Origin of the sequence: Micromonospora sp. WMMC241 (assembly GCF_027460165.1) — a bacterium.
Lineage (GTDB): Bacteria > Actinomycetota > Actinomycetes > Mycobacteriales > Micromonosporaceae > Micromonospora > Micromonospora humi.
Genome location: NZ_JAPZBF010000001.1, coordinates 5375328 through 5398507 on the forward strand (window position 1 = coordinate 5375328; position 23180 = coordinate 5398507).

General features: G+C 73.9%; 20 protein-coding genes. 7 read left to right on the forward strand and 13 right to left on the reverse strand.

Going from position 1 to position 23180, the window contains the following annotated elements; genetic code table 11:
* Positions 1 to 579: 579 nt before the first annotated feature.
* Both O7598_RS24285 and O7598_RS24290 read right to left on the reverse strand, forming a co-directional pair.
* Positions 580 to 990, reverse strand: coding sequence for a hypothetical protein (locus O7598_RS24285; RefSeq protein WP_269693588.1), 411 nt, complete (start codon positions 988 to 990; stop codon positions 580 to 582).
* A gap of 506 nt (positions 991 to 1496) precedes the next feature.
* A complete protein-coding gene (locus O7598_RS24290; RefSeq protein ID WP_269693589.1) occupies positions 1497 to 3656 on the reverse strand; it encodes an MMPL family transporter in 2160 nt (719 codons plus the stop codon).
* 46 nt (positions 3657 to 3702) lie between these two features.
* Here O7598_RS24290 and O7598_RS24295 point away from each other — a divergent pair, with 46 nt between their 5' ends.
* Genes O7598_RS24295 through O7598_RS24305 form a run of 3 tightly spaced genes read left to right on the forward strand, consistent with a single transcriptional unit; the run spans position 3703 to position 5917 of the window.
* On the forward strand, positions 3703 to 4749 hold the full coding sequence (locus O7598_RS24295; protein ID WP_269693590.1) for a hypothetical protein: 1047 nt from the start codon (positions 3703 to 3705) through the stop codon (positions 4747 to 4749).
* A 35-nt stretch (positions 4750 to 4784) separates the two neighbouring features.
* Entirely contained in the window at positions 4785 to 5150 is a 366-nt protein-coding gene (locus O7598_RS24300) for a VOC family protein (protein WP_269693591.1), read from the forward strand.
* 32 nt (positions 5151 to 5182) lie between these two features.
* Positions 5183 to 5917 carry a YqjF family protein gene (locus O7598_RS24305; RefSeq protein WP_269693592.1) on the forward strand — a complete coding sequence of 245 codons (735 nt, stop codon included), beginning with the start codon at positions 5183 to 5185 and terminating at the stop codon, positions 5915 to 5917.
* Positions 5918 to 6281: 364 nt separating this feature from the next.
* Here O7598_RS24305 and yidD read toward each other — a convergent pair whose 3' ends face one another.
* Positions 6282 to 6659 carry a membrane protein insertion efficiency factor YidD gene (yidD, locus tag O7598_RS24310; RefSeq protein WP_269693593.1) on the reverse strand — a complete coding sequence of 126 codons (378 nt, stop codon included), beginning with the start codon at positions 6657 to 6659 and terminating at the stop codon, positions 6282 to 6284.
* 121 nt (positions 6660 to 6780) lie between these two features.
* Here yidD and O7598_RS24315 point away from each other — a divergent pair, with 121 nt between their 5' ends.
* Entirely contained in the window at positions 6781 to 7641 is an 861-nt protein-coding gene (locus O7598_RS24315; RefSeq protein WP_269693594.1) for an AraC family transcriptional regulator, read from the forward strand.
* Here O7598_RS24315 and O7598_RS24320 read toward each other — a convergent pair.
* On the reverse strand, positions 7638 to 9026 hold the full coding sequence (locus O7598_RS24320) for a phosphotransferase family protein (RefSeq protein ID WP_269693595.1): 1389 nt from the start codon (positions 9024 to 9026) through the stop codon (positions 7638 to 7640). The two genes, O7598_RS24315 and O7598_RS24320, sit on opposite strands and share 4 nt — an antisense overlap.
* A 108-nt stretch (positions 9027 to 9134) precedes the next feature.
* Between O7598_RS24320 and O7598_RS24325 the strand changes: the two genes are divergently transcribed.
* Positions 9135 to 9728 (forward strand): hypothetical protein, encoded by a 594-nt coding sequence (locus O7598_RS24325; RefSeq protein ID WP_269693596.1) that lies wholly within the window; start codon positions 9135 to 9137, stop codon positions 9726 to 9728.
* A 14-nt stretch (positions 9729 to 9742) separates the two neighbouring features.
* On the opposite strand, the gene O7598_RS24330 is transcribed toward O7598_RS24325, so the two are convergent.
* A complete protein-coding gene (locus O7598_RS24330; RefSeq protein ID WP_269693597.1) occupies positions 9743 to 10897 on the reverse strand; it encodes a hypothetical protein in 1155 nt (384 codons plus the stop codon).
* Between the two features lie 209 nt (positions 10898 to 11106).
* On the opposite strand from O7598_RS24330, the gene O7598_RS24335 reads away from it, so the two are divergent.
* Both O7598_RS24335 and O7598_RS24340 read left to right on the forward strand, forming a co-directional pair.
* Positions 11107 to 12648: a gluconokinase gene (locus O7598_RS24335; RefSeq protein ID WP_269693598.1), complete on the forward strand. Its 1542-nt coding sequence runs from the start codon at positions 11107 to 11109 to the stop codon at positions 12646 to 12648.
* A gap of 22 nt (positions 12649 to 12670) precedes the next feature.
* A complete protein-coding gene (locus tag O7598_RS24340; protein ID WP_269693599.1) occupies positions 12671 to 14188 on the forward strand; it encodes a GntP family permease in 1518 nt (505 codons plus the stop codon).
* Positions 14189 to 14324: 136 nt separating this feature from the next.
* Here O7598_RS24340 and O7598_RS24345 read toward each other — a convergent pair whose 3' ends face one another.
* From O7598_RS24345 to O7598_RS24380, 8 genes are all read right to left on the reverse strand, one after another.
* Positions 14325 to 14609: a putative quinol monooxygenase gene (locus tag O7598_RS24345; RefSeq protein ID WP_269693600.1), complete on the reverse strand. Its 285-nt coding sequence runs from the start codon at positions 14607 to 14609 to the stop codon at positions 14325 to 14327.
* Positions 14610 to 14645: 36 nt separating this feature from the next.
* On the reverse strand, positions 14646 to 15404 hold the full coding sequence (locus O7598_RS24350) for a MerR family transcriptional regulator (protein ID WP_269693601.1): 759 nt from the start codon (positions 15402 to 15404) through the stop codon (positions 14646 to 14648).
* Positions 15405 to 15458: 54 nt separating this feature from the next.
* Entirely contained in the window at positions 15459 to 16091 is a 633-nt protein-coding gene (locus O7598_RS24355) for a hypothetical protein (RefSeq protein ID WP_269693602.1), read from the reverse strand.
* Between the two features lie 119 nt (positions 16092 to 16210).
* Positions 16211 to 18490 (reverse strand): putative bifunctional diguanylate cyclase/phosphodiesterase, encoded by a 2280-nt coding sequence (locus O7598_RS24360; protein WP_269693603.1) that lies wholly within the window; start codon positions 18488 to 18490, stop codon positions 16211 to 16213.
* 199 nt (positions 18491 to 18689) lie between these two features.
* Positions 18690 to 20246 carry a glycosyl hydrolase gene (locus O7598_RS24365; RefSeq protein ID WP_269693604.1) on the reverse strand — a complete coding sequence of 519 codons (1557 nt, stop codon included), beginning with the start codon at positions 20244 to 20246 and terminating at the stop codon, positions 18690 to 18692.
* A gap of 95 nt (positions 20247 to 20341) precedes the next feature.
* Complete coding sequence (locus tag O7598_RS24370) at positions 20342 to 21814, reverse strand: hypothetical protein (RefSeq protein ID WP_269693605.1); 1473 nt, start codon at positions 21812 to 21814, stop codon at positions 20342 to 20344.
* Positions 21815 to 21854: 40 nt separating this feature from the next.
* On the reverse strand, positions 21855 to 22925 hold the full coding sequence (locus tag O7598_RS24375; protein WP_269693606.1) for a hypothetical protein: 1071 nt from the start codon (positions 22923 to 22925) through the stop codon (positions 21855 to 21857).
* 78 nt (positions 22926 to 23003) lie between these two features.
* Positions 23004 to 23180, reverse strand: a complete 177-nt coding sequence (locus O7598_RS24380) for a hypothetical protein (protein ID WP_269693607.1) — start codon at positions 23178 to 23180, stop codon at positions 23004 to 23006.

The window sequence follows — 23180 nt, forward strand, 5'->3', positions numbered from 1 at the left end:
TCCTGCTAGCGGGACCCCCAAGTGCTCGGCTGTTCAGCCGGTCCACGCTCGCCTATCTGCGCTGTCAACTAACCCGGCTGTTGATATTGCATTAAGACAATCAGTCAGCGGCGGGTGGCATTCTCGCTGGTCACCGCCGCGTCCGGCTCCCGCCCTGCGGACCGAGCCACCGCCACAGATCGCCAGCAACGGTCGATGTACACGGAGGCCTGTCCGAAATCCGACAACGCTACGCCCGTTCTGCCAGGCCGACAGCATCGCTGTTTTGCCCCGGCTGCACATCAACCGCGCTGCCGTTGCCAGCGGCGATGACCGGCAATTGCCCTGTTCGGCCACCCCTCGGCCATCAGCCCCAACCCCTCTCGCTCCCCGATCGCACTCCGGTACCAGCGGCGTCAGCCCACTCAGTTCGGCCGGCCTTTCACACGCTGGTGGCCGCCGACCTGTCGGTCGGCCACCAGCGTTCAAGCGGTGAAGCGACTTATTGGACGGCGGACAGGGGCGGCGGGAGCGTCCGGCGCCGAGCCGGACAGCATGACGGTCAGCCTTTCATGGTCAGCTCCACGGGCAGGCCCTGCGTCACCTCGAGGACCGCCCGATCCCCAATGGTCGGGACAGCTCGACGGTGGCGCTGCGCTGCGCTCCGATTGCTGGGCATGCCTCGTCCTTGGCGTGCCGGTACTCGATGACGATCACGACGACTGCCAGGTCCGACTCGGCCGCTTCGGCGCCGTAGTCGGCTCCGCACGGCTTGCTGCTGGGGCCGGGCACGCCGGTGAAGGCTACGGTCAACTCGCTGCCCGTGGTCGTGATGGTCGCCGACTCGACCGCCAGCCCCTCGTGTGGGTGGCTGGCGTCCCGGGGCGGTGGGGTCACCCGGACGACGGCCGAGGGATCCCCCGCCACTCGCGTCAGCCGCACGCTCGTTCCGTCGATGGTGTATTCCCACGTCGGGGCGGTGACCGGGCCACGGGTGGTCTTGACCGTCATCGTGGTCAGGCGAGCGCCGGTGAGTTTAAGCGGCGCGCAACCGGAACAGTCGCCCGTCCCCGCGGCGCGCAGCTGCGCCAACGCCTCGTCCGCCGATATCAACGGCACGTCCTGATGGATGCCGTTGGCCCAGACGATGGTGCCGGCCTGCTGGGGCAGCTACGGGCAGCGTCGAGGCGGCCGACGCGGCCGGCCGACAGGCTCTCCTTGAAGAAACCGTTCGCCGGCTCCCAGTCGCCGAGTTGGCGAGTCAGCTCCCCCACCGGAACGAAGGGAGCGCCTCCCGCGGTCCGAACCGCCTGGTCGTACCGGGTCAGGGCCTCGCCCGCCTGCTGGCGCAGCCCGTCGAGCGGCTCGACGGCCAGACTGTTCCCGGCGGACCCCACAACCGCCGAGCAGGGCGACGGCCGTGATCCAAAGAATAATCCGGCCCCGACGGGTCCTCACTGTTTCCACCTCCTTGGGACGCCCGCACACCGGTCCGGGTTGCACTCCCGCGCCGCCCGCTACACCTCGGCCGCGCCCACCGGCTCCGCCGCCGCATGCCGTCCCCCACCGTCACGCCGCTCGTCCCCGTGCCCCGGCCACCACGCCTTGTGCCCGATCAACCCGGTCAACGCCGGTACGAAGAACATCGACATCACGAACGCCGACAGCACGATCCCGATCGCCACCGCGAACCCCATCTGCTGGAGGAACGAGATCGGCGCGAGCATCAGCACCCCGAACGTCCCGGCCAGGATCAGCCCGGCCGCGGCCACCGTCGGCCCGGCGTGCTCCACGCCGATCGCCGCCGCCTGGTGCGGTTCGTGGCCCTCCCGGGCCTCCTCGCGTAGTCGGGCGATCATCAGGATGTTGTAGTCGGTGCCGATCGCCACCACGAACAGGTAGAGGATGATCGGGAGCTGGAACGTGACGCCCGGGTTGCCCTGGAGCCCCTGGAACACGTAGACGGTCGCGCCCAGCGTGGCCGCGAAGTTGAGCAGCACGGCGATCACCAGGTAGATCGGCGCGACGAGGCTGCGCAGCAGCAGCGCGAGGATGAGCGCGATCAGGCCGGCGGCCACCGGGAGGATCACCGACAGGTCGCGGTTGTTCGCCGAGTTGATGTCGGCGAAGATCGCGGTGGGGCCGCCGACCAGTGCCTTCGTACCCGATGGGGCCTTGTCGTGCAGCGCGTCCCGCAGGTCGTCGCGGACCAGGGTGATCGCCTCGTTGGAGACCGGGTTCTCGTCGAGCAGCAGGTTGATCCGGGCGACGCTCGCGTCGGTGGTGCTGCGTTCGGCCGGCTGCACCCGGGCCACGCCCGGCGCGTCGGCCGACGCGGCGGCGAAGTCGTTGACCTGCTGGTCGGTGAGCGGGCTGCCGTTGCCGGTGGTCAGGTAGACCTCGGTGGGCGCGAGCGCGCCGGCGGCGAAGCCGCGCTGGAGGTCCTTGGCGGCGCGCGCCGACTCGGTGTCCTGCGGGAAGCCGGCGCTGAAGTCGTAGTCGGCCTGATAGCTGAGCACCCCGGCGGCGAGCGCGACGAGCAGCGCGCCGGAGGCCGCGGCCACCACCGCGGGCCGGCGGCCGACGGCGGCGCCGAGCCGTCGGGACAGGCTTGCCTTCGGCGTACGCTGCCACGCCTTCGACGGCCAGAACACCCACCGGCCGAGCAGCGACACGACGGCCGGGATCAGGGTCAGCGAGGTGACCAGCATGACGCCGACGGCGATGGCGAGCGCCGGGCCGAGGGAGCCGAAGAAGCCGAGCGAGGCGAGCAGCAGCACCAGGAACGCGACGATGACCGCGCCGGCGGCGGACGTGATGACCTCGCCGACCCGCTGCACCGTGACGATCATCGCGGTGCGCTTGTCGTCGCCGGCGCGCAGCCGTTCCCGGTAGCGGAACAGCAGGAACAGGATGTAGTCGGTACCGATGCCGAACAGCACGATCAGCAGGATGGTCTGCAGGTCCTGGCTGACGTTGAGGTCGAACGCCTTGCCGGCGGCGGCGACCAGGCCGGTGGTGACGGACATGACCACGCTGATCACCACGACCGGCAGCAGCGCGGCGATCGGGCTGCGGAAGATGATCAGAATCAGCCCGATGATGAGGATGATGGTGGCGACCCCGACGATCGCGAACGCCGAGTTGAACGTGTCCTCGTTGTCGACGAAGCTCGCCACGTCGCCGGCCACCCCGGCGGTCAGGCCGCTGCCGGCCAGGTCCGGGCCGAGGCCGGCGCGCAGGTCGCGTACCGCGTCCAGCAGTTTCGGGTCGTCCGGGGTGTCGGCGTCCAGGCCGACGGAGATGATCTGCACCGACTTGTCCGGCGCGACGGCCTGCGGGCCGGTGAGGTAGCCGGCGGTCTGCGGGATGTTCCGCCCCTTGAGCGCCTGCGCGAGCTGCCCGACGCGCGCCTCGTCGGCCGGGGTGAGCGGCTTGCCGTCGCCGCGCTTGACCACGATGGTGGCGGTGGCGGTCGCCGCCTGCGGGAACGCCTTGCTGCCCAGCTCGGTGGCCTGCACCGACTCGTAGGAGTGCGGCAGGAAGCTCTCCTGGTCGGCGGAGGTGATGTCGCTCAGCGACGGGCTGGTGACCACGATCGCGATCGCGGCGAGGACCCACCCGCCGATCACCCACCAGGCCTTGCCGACGACGAACCTGCCCAGTCGCTCGAACATCGTTTCCCCCGTGTGTTCGACTGTGTCACCGGGTATCCTACCGTCGGTGACCAATCCTTTTCGGACGGCACGCGCAGAGCTGGTGGCGGCGTGGCTGCTGGCGACCATTCCGCTCCCGCTGCTCTTCTTCGAGTGGACCCACCGCTGGGAGGAGGACCCGACGGTCGCCCCCGCGTTGTGGTGGCCGGTGCTCGCGTCCCCGGTGCTCGCCGCCGTGGTCGCGGCCGGTCAGCCCCGCCGTCGCGGTCCGGCCGGCGTCGCGCTCGCGGTCGCCGTGTCTACGCTGGTCACCGCCGTGCTGCTGGCCGCGTCGCTGGCCTTCTTCAGGTGGGTGGCGCCGCTGGCCGGCGACGCCCGCTGGGGGCGGGCACTGCTCGGCGGCCTGGCGCTCGCGGTGGTCGGGGCCCTGATCGGGTACGCCGCCGGCGCGCGCCTCACCCAGCGGGCCCGCCCGGCGTCGCGGCGCGGCTACCTGGTCGGCTGCCTCGCCGTCGTGTTCGGGGCGTTGCTGGCGCAGTCCGCGGTCCGGCTCGGCGCCGAGGGCAGCACGGTCGGGGAACACCCACGGGAGTACGGCGGGACCGGCCCCTACGCGGCGCCGGCCGGGCGGGTCGCGGTGCCGGCGCCCGGGGCGTACGCGGTCTTCGGGGTGGGTGACGCCCCGGCGGGCGCGGACTGCCGGCTCACCGGCGACGGCGCGACGGTCCGGGCGGACGATCCGGTCTCCGTGCCGCCCGGCGGCTACGGCGGCGACGCCGCCACGTTCGCCTGGATCGCGTCGGTGCGGGTGCCGGCGGCCGGCGAATGGGCGATGAGCTGCCGCTCGTCGGACCCGCAGGCGTCCTACGTGCTGGGTGACGAGCCGCGGGTGCGGGGCGCGGCGGGCACGCTGATCCACTGGCCGGTGGGCGTGATCTGGCTGCTCGGGGCGCTCCCCGGCCTGCTGATCGCGGTGCGGACGGCCCGGCGGCGTCGCGCTGCCCGCCGAACCGGCGGGCGGGCGGTCGCGGACGGGCCCGGGCGCCTGGCGGAAGCCGGGGTCGCGGGCCGGGGCGAGGTCGGTGAGCCGGGAAGTGTCACAGCCGGCTCGTAGGCTGGCGCGGTCATCGGCGATCAGCGGGAGGCGACGTGCTCGACCACTTCTCCGTAGCGGTGCGTGACCTGAAGGTCAGCGCCGCCTTCTACGACACGGTGCTCGCCCCGCTGGGCGGGCGGCGGATCATGGAGCCCGGCCCGATCGGCTACGGCGTCGACGCGCCCGACTTCTGGGTCGAGCCCGCACCGGCCGACTCCGCCCCCGCGCCGGTGCACATCGCGTTCACCGCGCCCGACCGGGCGGCCGTGCGGGCGTTCCACGACGCGGCGGTGGCGGCCGGCGCCGAGGTGCTGCACGCGCCGAAGGTGTGGCCGGAATACCACGCCGGCTACTACGGCGCGTTCGTCCGCGACCCCGACGGCAACAACGTCGAGGCGGTCTGCCACCGGCCGGAGTGACCCGCCGGCCCGGTGGGAGGCAGGATGGGCCTGTGGAGATCGAGCCGGTCGAGCACGCACCCGTCCGCGCCATCCGCCGGGCCTGGCTGGCGCAGCGCTGGCACGACCTGACGTTCCTGCACTGGGCGGCCCCGCCGGAGCGGATCGCGCCGCTGCTGCCGGCCGGCACCCGGCCCGACACGATAGACGGGCTCACCTACGTCGGGCTGATCGGCTTCCGGATGGTCGCCCTGGGGTTCGGCCGCGGGCCGGGCATCCCCTACTTCGGCACGTTCTGGGAGACCAACGTGCGGCTCTACTCCGTCGACGGCGCCGGCCGGCGGGCGGTGGTGTTCCGCTCCCTCGACGCGTCCCGGCTGGTGCCGGTGCTGGTCGCCCAACTGAGCCTCCGCCTGCCCTACAAGTGGTCGGCGATGCGGCTGGACCGCGCCGGCGACACGCTCACCTACCGCTGCCGACGCCGCTGGCCCGGTCCGGCCGGCGCGTCCAGCCGGATGACCGTCCGCGTCGGCGCGCCGATAGCCGAGCCGACGCCGCTGGAGCACTTCCTCACCGCCCGCTGGGGCCTGCACACCCGGGCCCACGGGCGCACCCTTCACCTGCCGAACTGGCATCCGCAGTGGCCGCTGCACCGCGCCGAGCTGCTGCACCTGGACGACGAGTTGGTCACCGCCGCCGGCCTGCCCGCGCCGGACGGCCCACCGGTCAGCGTGCTGCACTCCCCCGGCGTCCCGGTTGTCTTCGGCGGCCCCACCCCGCTCCCCTGACCTACCAGCCCAGCCCGGCCCGGTCGGTCCCGTCCGGCCCGGTCCAGCCCGGTCCGGTCCGGTGCGGTCCGGTCGGGTCCGGTCCGGTGCGGTCCGGTCGGGTCCGGTCCGGTGCGGTCCGGTCGGGTCCGGTCCGGTGCGGTCCGGTCGGGTCCGGTCAGCGCGGCCCGATCCCGCCATGATCGACACCAGCTCGGCGAAGTGGCTGGATCAATCGCACGGGATACCGCCACCTCGCCGAACTGGCGGAACCGACCCGGCCGGCAGCACGAAACGAGCTGGCGGAACCGACCCGGCCGGCAGCCCGGACCAAGCCTGCGGGACCGTCCCGCCGCCGGCAGCCGGGGCGGACAGTGGAGCACGGTCAGGGCAGCGGGTCGTGGGTGCCGCGCGGCACGTCGGGGCGGCAGCGGCGCACCCGCTCGGCCGCCATCCGGCCGCCCACCGCCAACCCGTGCCGTTCCACCGCGGCCAGCCCGTACGTGCTGCACGTCGGCGTGTAGCGGCAGGTCCCGGGCCAGCGGTGCGACAGCCACCGCCGGTAGCCGAGGATGGCGGCCCGCCCGGCCCGGTCCACGACCGGCGTCCGCGCGATGCCTGCGGTCACCGAGCCGAGGGTGAGCAGCGTCGAGAAGAGCCCGAGGTCGCAGCAACCGGGGCCGTCACAGTCGACCAGGTCGCAGTCGCAGTCGCACCAGTCCCGGTGCTTCTTCTTCCTGTGGTGCCGCTTCCGAATGATCACGACGCCATGGTGCGACACCCCCGCCAGCGGAGGCTCAGCCGATCGGATCGGGTCCGGTGAGGTCGGGTCGACGGGCGGCGGGCACCCTAGCGTCGTAGGCGTCATCAGGAAGGAGCATCCGGTGCTGGATCGGCTCAACCAGGCCATGGACCACCTCGAACAACGGCTCGACCAGCCGCTCGACGTGGCCGCGCTGGCCCGGGTCGCCTGTGTGTCGGAGCACCACTTCCGGCGGCTGTTCTCGGCGTTGGCCGGGATCCCGCTGTCGGAGTACGTGCGCCGCCGCCGGCTCACAGTGGCCGCCGCCGACGTGCTCGCCGACCGGGAGTCGCTGCTCGACGTGGCGGTCCGCTGGGGGTACGGCTCGAACGAGGCGTTCGCCCGCGCGTTCCGGGCCGTGCACGGCGTCGGCCCGGCCGAGGCCCGCCGCGCCGGGTCGGTGCTGCGGTCCCAGCCCCGGATGTCCTTCCGGCTCGTCGTCGAAGGGAGCAGCAGCATGGACTATCGGATCGTGACCAAGGAGGCCTTCCGGCTCGCCGGGGTGAAGGCGCGGGTGCCGCTGGTCCACGAGGGGATGAACCCGCACATCGTGGCGTTCCTCAAGAGCGTGGACCCGGAGACGGTACGCCGGATCGAGGCGCTGTCCGACCAGGAGCCGCGCGGCATCGTCAACGTGAGCGACGACCTGGCCGGTTCCCGCGCGGAGGGCACCGAGCTGGACTACTGGCACGCCGTGGTGACCGGCGCGGAGGTGCCGGAAGGGCTGGACAGCCTGCCGGTGGAGGCCGGCGACTGGGCGGTCTTCCGCAGCTCCGGCGCGTTCCCGCAGGCGTTGCAACACCTGTGGCGGGACGTGTTCACCCAGTGGTTCCCGTCGAACCCGTACGAGATCCGGCCCGGGCCGGAGATCTCCCAGGTGCGGATCGCCGAGGGCGGCGACACCGCCGACGCGGAGCTGTGGATCCCGGTGCGCCGGGCCTAGCGTCGCGCCTCGGCTGCGGCCTGCGCCAACGCGGCCGGCACGTCGTGTACGTGGTAGGGGTGCTCGGCCGGCTCGATGCCGGCGAGGAACATCGCGTACACGGCGGCCAGCCGCAGCGGCGCGACCGGCCGGAGCAGGTCGAGGGCCCGGCGCGGGTCGCAGCCGGGCGCGTCGGCCCGCCACCGGTCGGCCCACGCCTCGACGAGCCGGGCGGCGGCGGGGTCGTCGAGGCCCTCGGTGAGGCGCAGGATGTCGAACGCGGGATGCCCGACGAACGCGTCCGCCCAGTCGATGGTCACCGCGTGGGTGCCGTCGCCGCGCACGTTGCCGGGGTGCAGGTCGCCGTGCACGAGCGTGTCCGGCAGCCCGCAGTCGCGGACCCGCCGCAGCCGCTCGTCGAGCCCGTCGAGCAGCCGCGCGGCGACCGACACGTCGTGCCCGGCCAGCCGCGCCCGGATCCACCCCGCCGGCCGCACCCCCCGAAGATCGGGTACGCCGTCCGCGACCAGCCGATCCACCGCCCCCACGGCCCGCACCTGCACCGCGTGGTGCGCCACCGCGATCCCGGCCCGTTCGGCCTCCCCCGCCCCGTACCGGTCCTCCCCCCGCACGTCCGCCACCAGCACCCGCCCCTCCCCGCCCACCGCCAGCACCACCGGCCCGACCCCGGCGCCGGTGGTCAAGGAGTTCGTGTCGGCAGGGAGATCACCCGAGACGCAAACTCCTTGATCAGTGGGGGAGGCCGAGGGCGGGAGGGCCGGGAGGGTCGCCAGCCAGGTCAGGACCGTGGGCTCGTGGCGGGCGAACACCGGGAGCTGCTTCAGCCAGGCCGGGCCGTGCGGGGTGTCCAGGCGCCAGATGGCGGAGAGGTTCCAGGTGCGCTGCTGCGCCACGGCGGTCACCGGACGGCCGAGGCGGCGCAGCTCCTCGGTGGCCCAGGCGACGCTGCGGGCCGGGCCGCCCGGCTCCGCCCACGGCTGGCGCAGCGGATGCGGCGCGAGGTCCACCGCCGCCGGTTCCAGGGGTACGCCACCAGCGGCATCGCGTTCCGGCGTGCCGTGCCCGGCGGGGCCGCGTCCCGACGTGCCCCACCCGCCGGCATCGCGTTCCGGCGTACCGTGCCCGGCGGGGCCGCGTTCCGACCTGCCGTGCCCGGCGGGCGGGCCGAGGAGTTGGGCGAGGTAGCGGACGTGGCCGCCGGGTGGGTGCGGGCGGTCGGCGTCGAGCAGCCGCAGCACGGCCACGTCGACGCCGTGCCGCCGGCGGGCGCCGTCGACGACCGAGGCCACCTGCTGCCACCACGGGTCCGGCACCTCGAACGGGGGCAGCGCGCCGAGCGGCCGGCCGGCGGCGTCGACCAGGACCACTGTCACGGTGCGGGACACGGCCGGACGCTAACCGAGCACCCCTACGGGAGGCCAGCGGATTGATCCGGGAGCGGTGCGGGGCCGACCCCTGATGTCCCGGCGACCCTCGGCGGACAGGCTGAGGCAATGAACCTCCTCGATTCCCCGACGCATGCGGCGTTTCGCTGGTTGCGGCCGGTCGGTGTGACGTCGGCGTCGCTGCTGCTCGGCTACGGGCTGCTGCGCCTGCTGGATCGCCTGGACGGGCACAGCGACAAGGGCGCCTGGGCGTGGAACACCGGGCACACCCTGTTCCTGGTCGGCGTGCTCGGGTTCGCCGCGCTGATCGTCGGGCTGCACGGTCTGCTGCGTACCCGGTCGACCCGGCTGCGGACGCTGGACGACGTGGCGGCGCTGGCCGGCCTGGTCGGCGCCGCCGCGTTCGTCTGGGTGATCCTCGGTGACCTGTTCCCCCGCTTCGCCGACGCGGTGGACACCCCCGGCGTGGTGCTGTTCGGCGGGCCGGCGCTGTTCGAGCTGGGCCTGCTGGTGCTGCTGTACCGGGCGGCGGCGACGCGGCTGCTGCCGGTGTGGGCGCCGGTGCTGGTGCTGCTCGGGTTCGTGGCGATCGCGGTGAACCTGGACCTGCTGCCGGTCGGCGCCGCGCTGGTCCTGGCCGGTCTGCTGCCGCTGCGCACCCGGGGTGTTAAGCGGGGGCCCCGCCTATACCGGAAGCGTTAACAGGGGGCCCCTCCTTACATCCACACGGTGCGGCGCAGGCCGCGGTGGCCGGCGCACGCGTCGCGTTGCCCGCCGGTGCGGCTGACCGCGCCGTCGCGGCACTGCACCAGCCAGCCCCGGCCGGACCAGAACCCGGGCACGCACTCGAACCAGTCGCAGACCCCGGCGGCCGGCTTGCGGATCCGCTGCCCGCCGCAGTAGTCGTACCCGAAGGGGTTGGGCGGCGCGCCGCAGCGGCGCTCGGCGGCCGGCTGCGGGTCGGTGCCGCCCGGCGCGGACCGGCTGCGGCGCGGCTCCGGGCTGGTGCTCGGCCGGGTGCGGACGGCGGGGGCGACCGCCGGCGGCGCGGGCGAGGCGGTGGCCGCCGGGGTGGCCGCGGCGGCGCGTTCCGACCCGGCCCGGGTGGGCGGGTTGGACTCGACGAGCATCGCCGGCACGGCCAGCGCGAGCGCCGCACCGACCGCCACGGTCCGCCGGCCGCCGGGCAGCCGCGCGGAGAACCGGGCCTGGGCCGGGGTGAGCACCGCCGGGCGTTGCGGGCGCAGCTCGGCGTGCTCGGCGAGCAGCTCGTCCAGTTCGGCGACGACCGCGGCGCGCTGTTCGATCGCGTCGGCGAAGGCGAGCGTGAGCGTGAACCGGAAGTCGGCCGCCGCGCCGGTGGGCAGCAGCAGGCCGGAGGTACGCCGCCGGTCCAGCACCTGGATCAGGGTGACCGGCGCCGCCGGGTCGTGGGACAGTCCGGTCATCCTGCCGTACGTCCAGTCGCGCCGGCCGCGCCCGCCGAGCAGCACGAGGCGCCGGTTGGTGAGCACGGCCAGCCCGGCGTCGACGACCCGAACCCCCTCGGGGCGGCGCGGGCGCAGCACCGGCGGGTCCGGGTCGACGGCCAGGTCGGGGGCCGGCAGCACCGCGGTGTGCCGCACCTCGACCAGTTGCGCCGCCGGCAGCGTCCAGAAGACCACCTCGCCGGGGGACAGCTCCATCGGCAGCCCCACGCCGGCCCGTTCCGACCCGTGGAAGGAAACCGCGAGGGTACGCAGGCGACGCAGCTCGTCGTCGCGGCGTCGCCACGCCTCGTCGGCCGCGCGGAACGCGCGCTGCCGCCGCTCGTTCTGCCGGTGCGCCCACCGGTAACGCCATGTGGAACCCGTCGAATCAGTCATCGCCACGCCGACTCCTCCGCCGCGCGAGCCCACCAATCGGGGTGTCACTGTGCACAACGGCCGAGTAGGGGTACGAAGACACGCGAAAGTCACTAATTAGACCGATTGGTTGATTGACGGTCGCTCCGCTTCGCCATGCGGGCCGCGGGAGGCGTCGGTAACGTCAGCCGCAGGGCGGGGCGTACCCACCCGGCGAGGCGAGTGGAGGTGCACCGGTGGGCGACCCGACCGTCGTGGTGGGCGTGGACATCGGCACCACCAGCAGCAAGGCGGTCGCGTTCGACACCGACGGCCGGCAGTTGGCCAGCCACTCGATCGGCTACCCGCTGGAGGAGCCGCACCCGGGCTGGGCCGAGCAGGACCCGGACCTCATCTACCAGGCGGTGCTCGGGGTGATCCGCGCCGTCGTCGACGAGCTGGGCGGGCCGGTCGCCGGCCTGTCCTTCAGCACCGCCATGCACAGCCTGATCGGGCTGGACGCCGACGGCAACCCGCTCACCCCGTCGATCACCTGGGCCGACTCCCGGGCCAGCGCGCAGGCGGAGCGGCTGCGCGCCGCGCCGTCCGGGCTGGCGCTGCACCGGCGCACCGGCACCCCGGTGCACCCGATGGCGCCGCTGCCCAAGCTGGTCTGGTTCGCCGAGCAGGAGCCGAAGCTGCACGAGCGGGTGTCGCACTGGGTCGGCATCAAGGATCTCGTCCTGCGGCGGCTGGCCGAGGCGCTGGTCACCGACCACTCGGTCGCCTCGGCCACCGGGCTGATGGACATCCACCGGCTGGCCTGGGACACCGAGGCGCTGCGCGTCGCCGGCATCACCGAGGAGCAGCTCCCCCAGCTCGTCCCCACCACGCACGTGCTGCAGGGGTTGACCGCCGACGCCGCCGTGGCCACCGGCCTGCCCGCGGACACCCCGCTGGTGGTGGGCGCCGGCGACGGCCCGCTGGCCAACCTCGGCCTCGGCGCGGTACGCCCCGGCGTGGTCGCCTGTTCGATCGGCACCAGCGGCGCGATGCGGGTGATGGTGGAACGCCCCGGCGTGGACCCGCTCGGTGGCGTGTTCTGCTACGCGCTGACCGAGGACCGCTGGGTGGTCGGCGGCGCGATCAACAACGGCGGGATCGTGCTCCAGTGGGCGCACGACGCGCTCGCCCCGGAGCTGGGCGAGGACGCCGAGGAGGAACTGCTCGGCCTGGCCGCGCAGGCGCCGGTCGGCTCCGGCGGGCTGATCATGCTGCCGTACCTGCTCAGCGAGCGGGCGCCGCACTGGAGCGCGCTGCCGCGCGGCGCGTACATCGGGTTGACCCACGGCCACGGCCGCGCCCATCTGGTGCGGGCCGCGCTGGAGGGGGTCTGCCAGCAGCTCGCGCTGGTCCTGGCGTCGGTCCGCGCGGCCGGCAACGAGGTACGCGAGGTCCGCGCCAGCGGCGGCTTCGCCCGCAGCCCGCTGTGGCGGCAGATCCTCGCCGACGCGCTGGGCATGCCGGTGCGCTTCCCGGCCGGGCACGAGGGGTCCGGTTTCGGTGCCGCGCTGCTCGGCATGCAGGCGCTCGGCCTGATCTCCTCGGTCGAGGTCGCCGCCGACCTGGTCCGGATCGACGAGACGGTCCACCCCGATCCGGCCGCCGCCGCCACCTACGCGGCGCTGCTCCCACTCTTCTCCGAGCTGTACGACGCGCTCGTGCCCACGTTCGCGTCGCTGCGACGGCTGGCCCCGAGCCTGCCGCCGGAGCCACCACCCACCGCCCCACCCAAATGACCGAACAGAGGTCGTGATAGCCGTGGTCACACTGCTCGCCGCTCCGGCGGAACCACTCACGAACGCCGGTAACACCCAACTCGTCGTCGCCGCCCTGCTGGGCATCGCCGCGGTGGTGCTGCTCATCGCCTGGGGCAAGGTGCACCCGTTCCTGGCGTTGATCCTCGGCGCCGCCGTGCTGGGCGTGGTAGCCGGCGTCTCCGCCGACAAGATCGTCACCTCGTTCAGCGGCGGGGTCGGCTCCACGGTCGGCGGCGTCGGCCTGCTGATCGCGCTCGGCGCGATGATCGGCGGCATGCTCGCCGAGTCGGGCGGGGCGGACAGCATCGTCGAACGGGTGGTCGGCCGGGTCTCCGGCGGCGCGCTGCCGTGGGCCATGGCCGGGGTGGCCGCGCTCATCGGCCTGCCGCTCTTCTTCGAGGTCGGCGTGGTGCTGCTGGTGCCGATCGTGCTGCTGGTCTCCCGCCGGGTCGACGTGCCGCTCATGAAGATCGGCATCCCGGCGCTGGCCGGCCTGTCGGTGCTGCACGGCCTGGTGCCGCCGCACCCGGGCCCGCTGGTGGCGATCGACGCGCTCGGCGCCAACCTCGGCCAGACGCTCGCGCTGGGCCTGCTGGTGGCGATCCCCACGGTGATCATCGCCGGTCCGGTCTTCGGCAACATCATCGCCCGGTACGTGCCGGCCACCGCGCCGGAGGCGCTGCTGCCCACCCGCCGCGACCTGGCGGTCGCCGGTGACCGCAGCCCGACCCGCCCCGGTGACGGCCGGGTCGACGCCGACGGCGACCTGGTCACCGAGGACGACCTGGTCAACCCGGGCGCCGGGCGTCCGGGCGCGTCGATCGACGAGCCGGCCGGGCCGCGCTCCCGCCGCGCGCCCGCGCTCTGGGCCGCCGTGGTCACCGTGCTGCTGCCGGTGGCGCTGATGCTGCTGCGGGCCGTCGGCGAGCTGACCCTCGGCGAGGACACCGCCGGGCGCAAGGCGCTGGACATCGCCGGCACGCCGATCGTCGCCCTGCTCGCCGGCGTCATCTTCGCCATGATCTTCCTGGGCTACCGCAACGGCTTCAGTCGCAGCCAGGTCTCCGGCTTCCTGGGCGGCTCGCTGCCGGCGATCGCCGGCATCCTGCTGATCGTCGCCGCCGGCGGCGGTTTCAAGCAGGTGCTCGTCGACGCCGGCGTGGGCAACCTGGTCGCGGACGCGGCCGAGGGCGCCAACCTGTCGCCGCTGCTGCTGGGCTGGCTCGTCGCGGTCGGCATCCGGGTCGCCACCGGCTCGGCGACGGTCGCCACCATCACCGCCGCCGGCATCGTCGCGCCGCTGGCCGGCACGCTCCAGGGCCCCGAGGTGGCGCTGCTGGCGCTGGCGGTCGGCTGCGGTTCGCTGTTCTTCTCGCACGTCAACGACGCCGGCTTCTGGCTGGTCAAGGAATACTTCGGGCTGACCGTGGGGCAGACCATCAAGAGCTGGTCGGTGATGGAGACCATCATCTCGGTGGTCGGCTTCCTCGGCGTCCTCCTGCTCGACGTCTTCGTCTAGGGCCGGCCCGCCTCACGCTGCGTGACGGCTCCCGGATCGATGTGTGCTTTTCTGCGGTATACCTCAGAGTCATAATTATGACTCTGAGGTATACGGCACTCGGATCCGCTCCCTTTCCTGACGCGACACGCCCGAATCAGGGGGCCTCGACGCCGGAGATGCGGAACTTGTGCACCTCGGCGCCGAGGATCGCCGTCACCTGGTCGGCGTCGGGTCCGGAGCCCCGGAACGCGAGCAACTGCTCGTCGGACTCCCACCGCTCGTACACGTTGATCCGGCCCGGCTCGACCAGGTCAGCGCTGACCGCGAAGTCCACGCAGCCGGGGGCGGCGCGGGCCGCGCGGACGGCCTCCGCGCAGGACGCCAGGTAGGCGTCCCGCCGGGCCGGATCGACGTAGAGGGTGCCGGCGACGATGAACATGCCGGTCATCGTGCCAGCAGTGCCGGCGACGCGGGGTCAGGCCCGGCTGATCGCGTTGGCGTGGATCGCCTCGTTCAGGTAGGCCGCCATCCCGGGCCGGATCGTCTCGAAGTACGCGGTGAACCGCGGGTCCGCCACGTACATGTCGGCCAGCCCGGTGTGCATCTCCAGCGGGCAGTCGTACCACCACTCGGTGATGAGCTGCCGGTGCTCCTCGGCCAGCGCCATCGCCTCCGGCCCGTCGGCCGGCGCGCCCGAGTCCATCAGCGCGGCGAAGCGCCGGCCCCAGTCCTCGTTCACCTCCTTGTTGCGCAGCCAGTCCTCCTTCGAGTAGCGGCTGGCCCGCTCCTGCGACTGCCGGTACGCCTCGGTGTCACCCCAGCGCCGCTCGACCTCCTCGGCGTGCTCGTCCGGGTTGTAGTCCCCGAACACCTCGAACCGCTCCTCCGGCGTCAACTGGATCCCCAACTTTCTCGCCTCCATCGCGTGTTCGATCGCCGCCACCATCTCCTGGAGCTTGCCGATCCGCCCGGACAGCAGCTCGTGCTGCCGACTCAGGTGCGCCGCCGGGTCGGCGGCCGGGTCGTCCAGGATCTCGGCGATCTCCTCCAGCGGGAACCCCAGCTCGCGGTAGTAGCGGATGAGCTGAAGGCGGTCCAGGTCGGCGTCGTCGTAGCGGCGGTAGCCCGCCGGGGTACGCCCGCTCGGCCGCAGCAGCCCGATCTCGTCGTAGTGGTGGAGCGTGCGGACCGTCACCCGGGCCGCACGCGCCACCTGTCCCACCGTGTACGCCATGGTTCCCTCCCTTCCACGACCGAGGCTCCCGCCTCCCGCAGCGTGAGGGTCAAGTCAGTTCGTGATTCTCTCCTGCTCCGGGGCGGCGAAGGCCGCGTTCGCCGGGGTGCGCACCGCGTGCACCAGGCCGGCGGCCGAGAGCAGCAGGAGCAGCGCCGCGCCCAGGTACATGGCCAGCGCGCCCTGCTCGGCCTTACGGCCGAACTCGCTGAAGCCGTACGAGGTGAGCAGCAGGCCGCGCAGCGTCTCGCCCTTGAACACGGTGTCCCGCTGGGCGCTCACGTCGGCGAGCTGCTTCTGCAGGTCGGCCAGGTTGGCGGCCTTGGCCTGCTCGGCCTGGGCCACCTGCTCGCGCAGCGCGGTCTGCGGCTCGCCGAGGTCGGCGTACGTCTTGCCGCCGGCGATCGACGTCAGGTGCAGGCCGATGAACTCGTTGGCGTAGCACTCGGCCTGCTTGCCGGTGGTGAGCTGCCGACCGGCGTACTCGCGCAGGCAGGCCGACTTCTTCTCCTCGTCGGTGAGCTGGCCGGCCGGCTTGAAGCTGATGTGCTGGGCGGCCAACTGGTCGTGCACGTAGTTGTTGGCGAAGTTGGCGTTCGTCGTCAGGACGACGCCGACGACGAGCAGCAGGACCGCGAGGCCCAGTCCGCCGATGCTGAACAACAGGTCGAGCGTCCGTCGCTTCATCTCTGGCTCCCGGCTGGAGGGGGTTGACGGGAACCATCGTGGCGGCGGCCGGGGTGCCCGGAGCAGGGCCGAACCCCCCGTCCCGCCCGGGACCTTCGGCCCGCGTCGATCCGGGTCGGTCAGCGGGTGACGTCGGCGGGAGTCAGCGTGGGCAGCAGGTCGGGCAGGGCGGTCGGGCGGCCGTACCGCCAGCCCTGACCCTGCCGGCAGCCGATCGCGGTGACCGCCGCGTGCTGCGCGCCGGTCTCCACCCCCTCGGCCACCACCGCCAGGTCGAACGCGCCGGCCAGCCGGTTGACCATCTCCACGGTGGCGTACGCGCGGGCGTCGCCGGCGTCCAGCCGGGACACGAACGACCTGTCGATCTTCAGTTCGGTGGCCGGGATGCGGTGCAGGTAGCTCAACGACGAGTAGCCGGTGCCGAAGTCGTCGATGGCGATGCGGATGCCGAGGTCACGCAGTTGAGCCAGCCGGTCCAGCACCGCCTCGCTGCCCTCGATCAGCGCCGACTCGGTGAGTTCGAGCGTGAGCGCGCGGGGCGGCAGGCCGGCCGCGCCCATCGCGCCGGTGACCGTGGCGATCAGGTCGGGCCGGCACAGGTGGGCGGCGGCGATGTTGACCGCCACGGTCACCTCGGGCGCCTGCTCGCGCCAGGTCGCCGCCGCCCGGCACGCCTCGTGGATCACCCACCGGTCGATGGCCAGGATCAGCCCGGTCTCCTCGGCCAACGGCAGGAACCTCGCCGGGGTGAGCACGCCGAGGCGGGGATGCCGCCAGCGGACCAGCGCCTCGGCGCTGCGTACCGTGCCGGTGGCCAGGTCGACGATGGGCTGGAACTCCATCAGCAGTTGGCCCTCGTCGACCGCCCTACGCAGGTCGGCGATCAGCTCGGCCCGGCTGACCGCCGACTCCCGCAGCTCCGGCGTGCACGTGCGCCACGCGGACTTGCCGGCCGCCTTCGCCGCGTACATCGCGATGTCGGCGTCGCGGAGCAGGTCGGTGTGCGAGCTGTGCTGCGGGCCGTACTCGGCGATGCCGATGCTGGCCGACGGGTGGACGCCGAGGTCCTCCTCGCCGGGCAGCGGTTCGAGTGCGGCGAGCAGCCGGACCGCGAGCCGCTCGGGGGCGACCGGGCGGTCGCCGGCGACCAGCACGGCGAACTCGTCGCCGCCGAGCCGGGCGATCATCCCGTCCGGGCCGATCGCGTCCCGCATGCGCTCCGCGATGGTGGTGAGCAGGCGGTCCCCGGCGGCGTGCCCGAACCGGTCGTTGACCTGCTTGAAGCCGTCCAGGTCGAGCAGCACCACGGCGACCGGCCCGTCGTCGCGCAGCGCGCGACGCAGCCGCCGGATGAAGGTCAGCCGGTTGGGCAGGCCGGTGAGCTGGTCGGAGTAGGCGAGCCGGCGCAGCCGGGCGACCAGCCGCAGGTTCTCGTTGGCGGCCAGCCCCTGACGCAGCGCGAGCACCCCGAGCAGCGCCATCATGCCGACGAAGACCAGGTGCGGGGTCTGCCCGGTGGGCCGCCGGGACAGCATCACCGCGACGATCGCGCCGCCCACCGGCAGGTACGGCAGGGCGACCCGCCACCACGGCGGCAGCGGCGACTCACCGGCGTCGTCGTCGGCGTCCCCGCCGCCCGGCGGCGGGTAGCGGGTGGCGAGCCCGACCAGCAGGTAGCTCAGCGGCCAGCAGACGTCGACCGGGTGCCCCGGGGCGTAGCTGCCGTGCGCGACGAGGGAGACGTAGACCGCGTCGGCGCCGGCCCGGATCGCCAGCCCGGCGCCGATCACGGTGAGCGCCCGCCACATGTGCCGGCCCGGCCCGGCGACCGCGACCAGGATGGTGAGCTGCATCAGGTCGAACATCGGGTAGAGCAGCCCGAACGTGCGTAGCGGGTCGGCCAGGTCGGCGTCGGCGAGGTCGCGGAACACCACCACCCAGCCGACCGGGATGAGGGCCAGCGCGACGATCACGCCGTCGAGCAGCGTGCGGGCCTGCCCGACCACGCTGCGCGGGCCGGCCCGGGAGCAGAGCAGCGCGGCGGTGCCGGTGACGATGCCGGCGGTGAAGAGGCCACCGACCAGCGGCGTGTGCGGCAGGTCGATGCCGTCGAGGCGTTCGACCGTCCACACCGTACGGCCGAGCGCGGCGAGCAGCATGGTGGCCGCGAGGAGCCCCCAGAACCGCCGCAGCGTGGCCGGGTGCTTGCGGGCCGCGCCGGCGCAGAGCACCGCCGCCCAGGTCGAGACCGTCATCGCGCCGAGGTCGCTGACCAGCGCCGCGCCGGGCAGGGCGGCGACGAGCCAGACCATCTCCCCGAGTACGACGACGGCGGCCGCGACGAGTCCGACACGGCCGACGAGCGGGTGACGGGCCGGCGCCGCGACGGCGAGGCTCACGTCGTGCTGGGGGACAACGATGCGCTCCGGCTCTCTTCCAGACGTGCGCCCTCGGCGACGAGGACCGGACGGCGGACGACGAACGGCGCAAGCCTAGTCAGCGCCGGGAGTCGCCGCCAGAGTCGTGCGCTGTCGGTCACCGGACCTGCGCGGGCGCGCGGGTCCGGCCCGGCCCGGCGGCCGGGCCGGACCCCCGTCCTCACTGGACGGTGACGTTGTCCACGTAGATCGCCGAGGTGCCGCTCGCGCCGCCGGCCGGCACGAACTGCACGCCGATCTCCCGGACGTCACCGAGGTTGGCCACGCCGGACAGCGGCAGTGACAGGTTCACGCCGGCCGACGTGACGGCCACCGTGCCGCCGTCGAACCACTGCCAGCCGGCGCCGGTCTTGACGTACAGCTTGGCCTGGCTGCCGGCGCCGAAGCTGCCCCACGGCGCGACCCGCGCGGTGGCCCGCAGCGTGCCGCGCCCGCTCAGGTTGGTGGTGGCGGTCTTCTTCAGGTACGCGGCCCCGGCGGCCAGGTTGACGTCGGACTTCAGCGACCGGGTGCCCTGCGACGCCCACTCGGTGACCTGCCACGGCCCGCCGGCAACGTTCGTGCCGGTCCAACCCTCGGTGCCGGACTCGAACCCGTTGAGCAGCGTCCCGCCGGACGGGGGCGGGGTGGTGGTGCCACCGCCGCCCGGCTCGGTGACGTTGCCGAGGTCGACCTCGCCCCGGTTGGCGATCCAGGAGTTGTTGAACAGCGTGCTGCCGCCGGGGTTACGGGCCGGGCCCCAGCCGTCGTTCCAGGCCAGGAAGTAGGACGTCTTCGGGTAGCTCTGCTGGAACGCGGTGACCCAGCGCCCGTAGTCGAAGGAGCCCTGGCTGTCCGGGCCGATCTCGGCGAACGCGAACGGCTTGCCCAGCCCGACCAGCTCGCTGTACGCGGACTGGATGCCGGAGACCTGCGGGTTGTCGTCGTAGGCGTCCATCCCGACGATGTCGGTGTAGGCGCCGCCGGGGTAGTAGGCGGTGCGGTTGCCCCGGCTGAAGTCGGCGGAGTAGACCCAGAGCAGGTTGTCCAGCCCCTTGGTGCCGGTGAGGTAGCCGTACATCTGCTGCCAGACCTGCTTGAACGTGTTGGGGTCGCGGTTGCCCCACCAGAACCAGTCGCCGTTGACCTCGTGGAACGGCCGGAACAGCACCGGCACCCCGGCGTTCTCCAGGTCCTGGAGGCCGGCGGCCATCTTGTCCTGGAGCTGGCGCCAGCGGGCGCCGGCCGCGGTGGACGGGTTGAGCAGGTCGGCGAAGTTGCCCATCGGGGTGTTCAGGCCGCCGCCGTTGGCGTTGGCCGGGCTGGGCAGGTGGACGCTGATGGTGACCAGGCCGCCGGCGGCGGACCAGGACTTCAGCGACGGGTTGCAGGAGTAGTCGACGAGCGCGGTGATGTCGTTGTTCGTCGCCCAGCCGGAGCCGTAGTCGCAGCTGAGGATCGCCGGGTACTGGCCGGTGGCGGCGCGCAGCTCCTCGGTCTGGCTGAGCGAGAAGCCGCTGTTGCTGTAGCCGCCGAAGAAGCCGGAGGCGATCCGGTTGCTGCTCCGGTTGGGCAGGTGGGCCAGCCAGTTGAGCACGTTGCGGGTGGCGGTGGAGGCGTTGGCGTTGACCGGGGAGACGGTGTGCGCCTCGGCCGGGGTGACGACGGAGAGCGCGGTGGCGGCGGCCAGGACGGTGGCGGCGGCGGTCGACGCGAGGCGGAACCTGCTGCTTCGCATGGGTCACCTTTTCGGGTCAGGACGGTGGTGGTGTGGCTGCCACCAGTGCACTCCTGAACCGGTTAAGTTTCAAGCATGTAAATGAATTGATACGACTACTCCTCGTGATGCTCCGGCGGGCCGCCGTGCGTCCACGGTGTCTCCTCCGGCGCCGGGAACGCGCCACCCGGCAGGAACCCGTCCGACAGGCTGGTCAGACAGATCCGCTCCCCCACCTCCGGCACGCTGCCCGCCGGCGCGGTCAACCCCCGCCCCATCCCGCCGGACAACTCCAGCACCACATCGGTCTTGCCGTCCGCGCCCGGCGTCACGAACACCACCTTCGCCTTCTGCCCCGGCCGGGCCGGCGAGAACAGCGTCGCGCCCACCGGCATCGGCACCGGCTCGGTGGTCACCACCTGGATCCGGGGCCGCAGCACCGGCCGCTTCCCCGAGTCGTCCACCCGCCTCGGGTCGGCAAGCGTCACCTCGCCCACGAACGCCTCCCCGGCCAGCCGGTGCTCGGCCATCACCAGCGGATCGTCGTACGCCCGCTGCACCGCCCACCCGGTCAGCGCCCGCTCCAGCCGCTGCAACCGCAGCGCCGCCGCCACCGCGCCGTCGCGGCGCGGCTGCGGGCCGCCGCCGGCGTCCACGTGCTCGGCGTGCGCGGTGAACGCGTCCCGGTCACCCGCCCACCGGCCGGCCACCCGCGCGCCGGGCGGCACCGCCCGCAACAACCCGACCCCGCGCCACATCAGCTCCCAGGTCGGCGCGAGCTGGTCGCGCAGCAGGCCGGCAAGCTCGTCGTACGCGGCCGCGCGGGCAACCGGGTCGTCCTCGGCGGCGGCGTACGCCTCGATCGCCGGGGCGAGCCGGTGGTTGTCGAAGTCCGGGTCGGTGGCCGGCCCGGCCGGCGGGCACACCGCCGGATCCTCGGCCCGGGCCGCCGCCTCCGCGCCGGTCGACCCCGGCGGCGGATCCAGCCAGCCCAGCACCGCCGGCAGGTGCAGATCCTCCACCGCGCTCTGCCCGGTCGCCCAGTGCAGCGTCAACGCGTCGGTGAGCGCCAGCAGCGCCGCCGAGCCGGGCTGCTCGGCGCGCTCGGCGAAGAACGTCAGCCAGCGACCCAGCACCGGCACGGACGGGTGCACCGGATGGTCTCCGTCCGGCCGCCGGAACCGGGTGGACCGGCCGAACAACCGCAGGAACGTGATCCCGGCCGGGTTCGGCACCAGCAGTTGCGGGGCGTCGACGTACCGGTGGCGGATGTCGCGACCCCGGTCCACCGCCACCGCCTCGGTCACGCCCCGGAACGAGTCCAGGTACGGCAGCAGCACGCCGGCCAGCTCGGCGGCGAACGCGAACCGCTGGTCCCGGTTGCGCGGCTGCGGCACCAGCAGCAGCCGGGCCTCGTCCGGCGCGGCGCCGACCAGCGCGGCCAGCGGGGCGTTCGCCTCCCCCGCGAGGGCCAGCGGCACCAGCACCAGCGGCCGCTCCGACAGGTGCAGGTGCCGGACCGTGGCCACCGGCTGGGCCCGCCCGGCGGCGACCGCCTGCGCCCGGGCCAGCGCTCGCAGCGTGCTCACCGCAGCGCCCCCGTCCGGTGTCGCGCGCTTCGGGGCGTACTCATGCGGGGTTTCCGGCGAGGGCGTCGGCGCGCAGGCGCGCCGCGGCCCGCAGCAGCGCGGCGGCCTCCGCCTGCTCCGGCTCGGGGGCGCGCCCACCCTCGGCGAGCGCCAGCACGTCCGCCACCTCGACGATGCCGCCGAGCGCCTCCCGGACCGGCCGGCCCAGCGCCCCGGTGTGGCCGCGCGCCTCGTGCCGGCAGAAGTGGGCCAGCTCGCAGACGGCCAGGCAGTCCGGCGCGTAGCGGGCCGGCACCTGGCGCAGCCCGGCGGCCAGCGCCGCCGGGTCGGCCGCCGGATCGGCGGTGAAACCGGCCGGCACGGTCGCCAGCAGGGCGTCGACGCGGGCCATCCGGGCCAGCTGGCGACGCAGCACCAGCAACTGCTTGCGCACGTCGAGCAGGCTCGCCACCGGCCGGTTGCCGAAGTCGCGCGGACAGATCAGCACCACCTCGTGCGAGACCGACTCCGGATCGCGCCCCTCGGCGGCGAACAGCTCGCGCAGCGCGAGCACGTAGACCGCGGACTGGATCGCGGCGGCGGCCACCTTCGCCGGGTCGGCCTGCCCGTCGATCACCGGGAACGACTTGATCTCCACGACGTGGAACCGGCCCGCCAGCCGGGCGGCGACCAGATCCGGCTCCAGATGCACCCGGCGCCCCGCCACGTCCAGCCCGAGCAGCGGATGGTCGAAGAGCGCCGGGCCGACACCGCCCGCGGTCAACGCCGCGCGGGACCGCTCCGGCCGGTCGTCGTCGCCACCCAGATCCGTCCAGGTCGCGCCGGCCGGCACCGGTACGCCGAGCCGCTCCGCCACCAGGCGCAGCAGCTCCACCCCGCCGTCCGCCTTGAGCTGCGCCTCGAACGCGTTGCCCCGGGTGATGGCGAACCGGGACTGGCCGAACCGGGCCGGGAAGCCCAGCCGCTCGGCGAGCGCCGGCTTGTCCGCGCCGGCGCTGTCCAGCACGGCGCGCCGGGTGCACCCGGGGTTACCGGTCAGCGCCGCGACGGTGCGGGCGTTGTGCCGCTTCGGCGGCCCCCCACCCCGGATCTCCCCCAGCCGATCTTCCACCCGTGAAGTGTAAGGAGGGGCCCCCTGTTAACGCCTCCGGTAGAGGAGGGGGCCCTTGTTAACACCCGCGCCGCCGGCTCAGCGCCCGGCGGAACGGTTCCACGGGGAGCGGGGGGACAGCGCGCCCGCCGTCGGGCGGCTGCGACGGCGGTGCCGGCGGCCGGGCGTGCACGGCGGGCGGGCGGCGGTGTGCACCGGTACGGCGGGCGGGGTGACCAGCTGCCGCCCGATCAGCCAGCAGAGGAAACGGGCCAC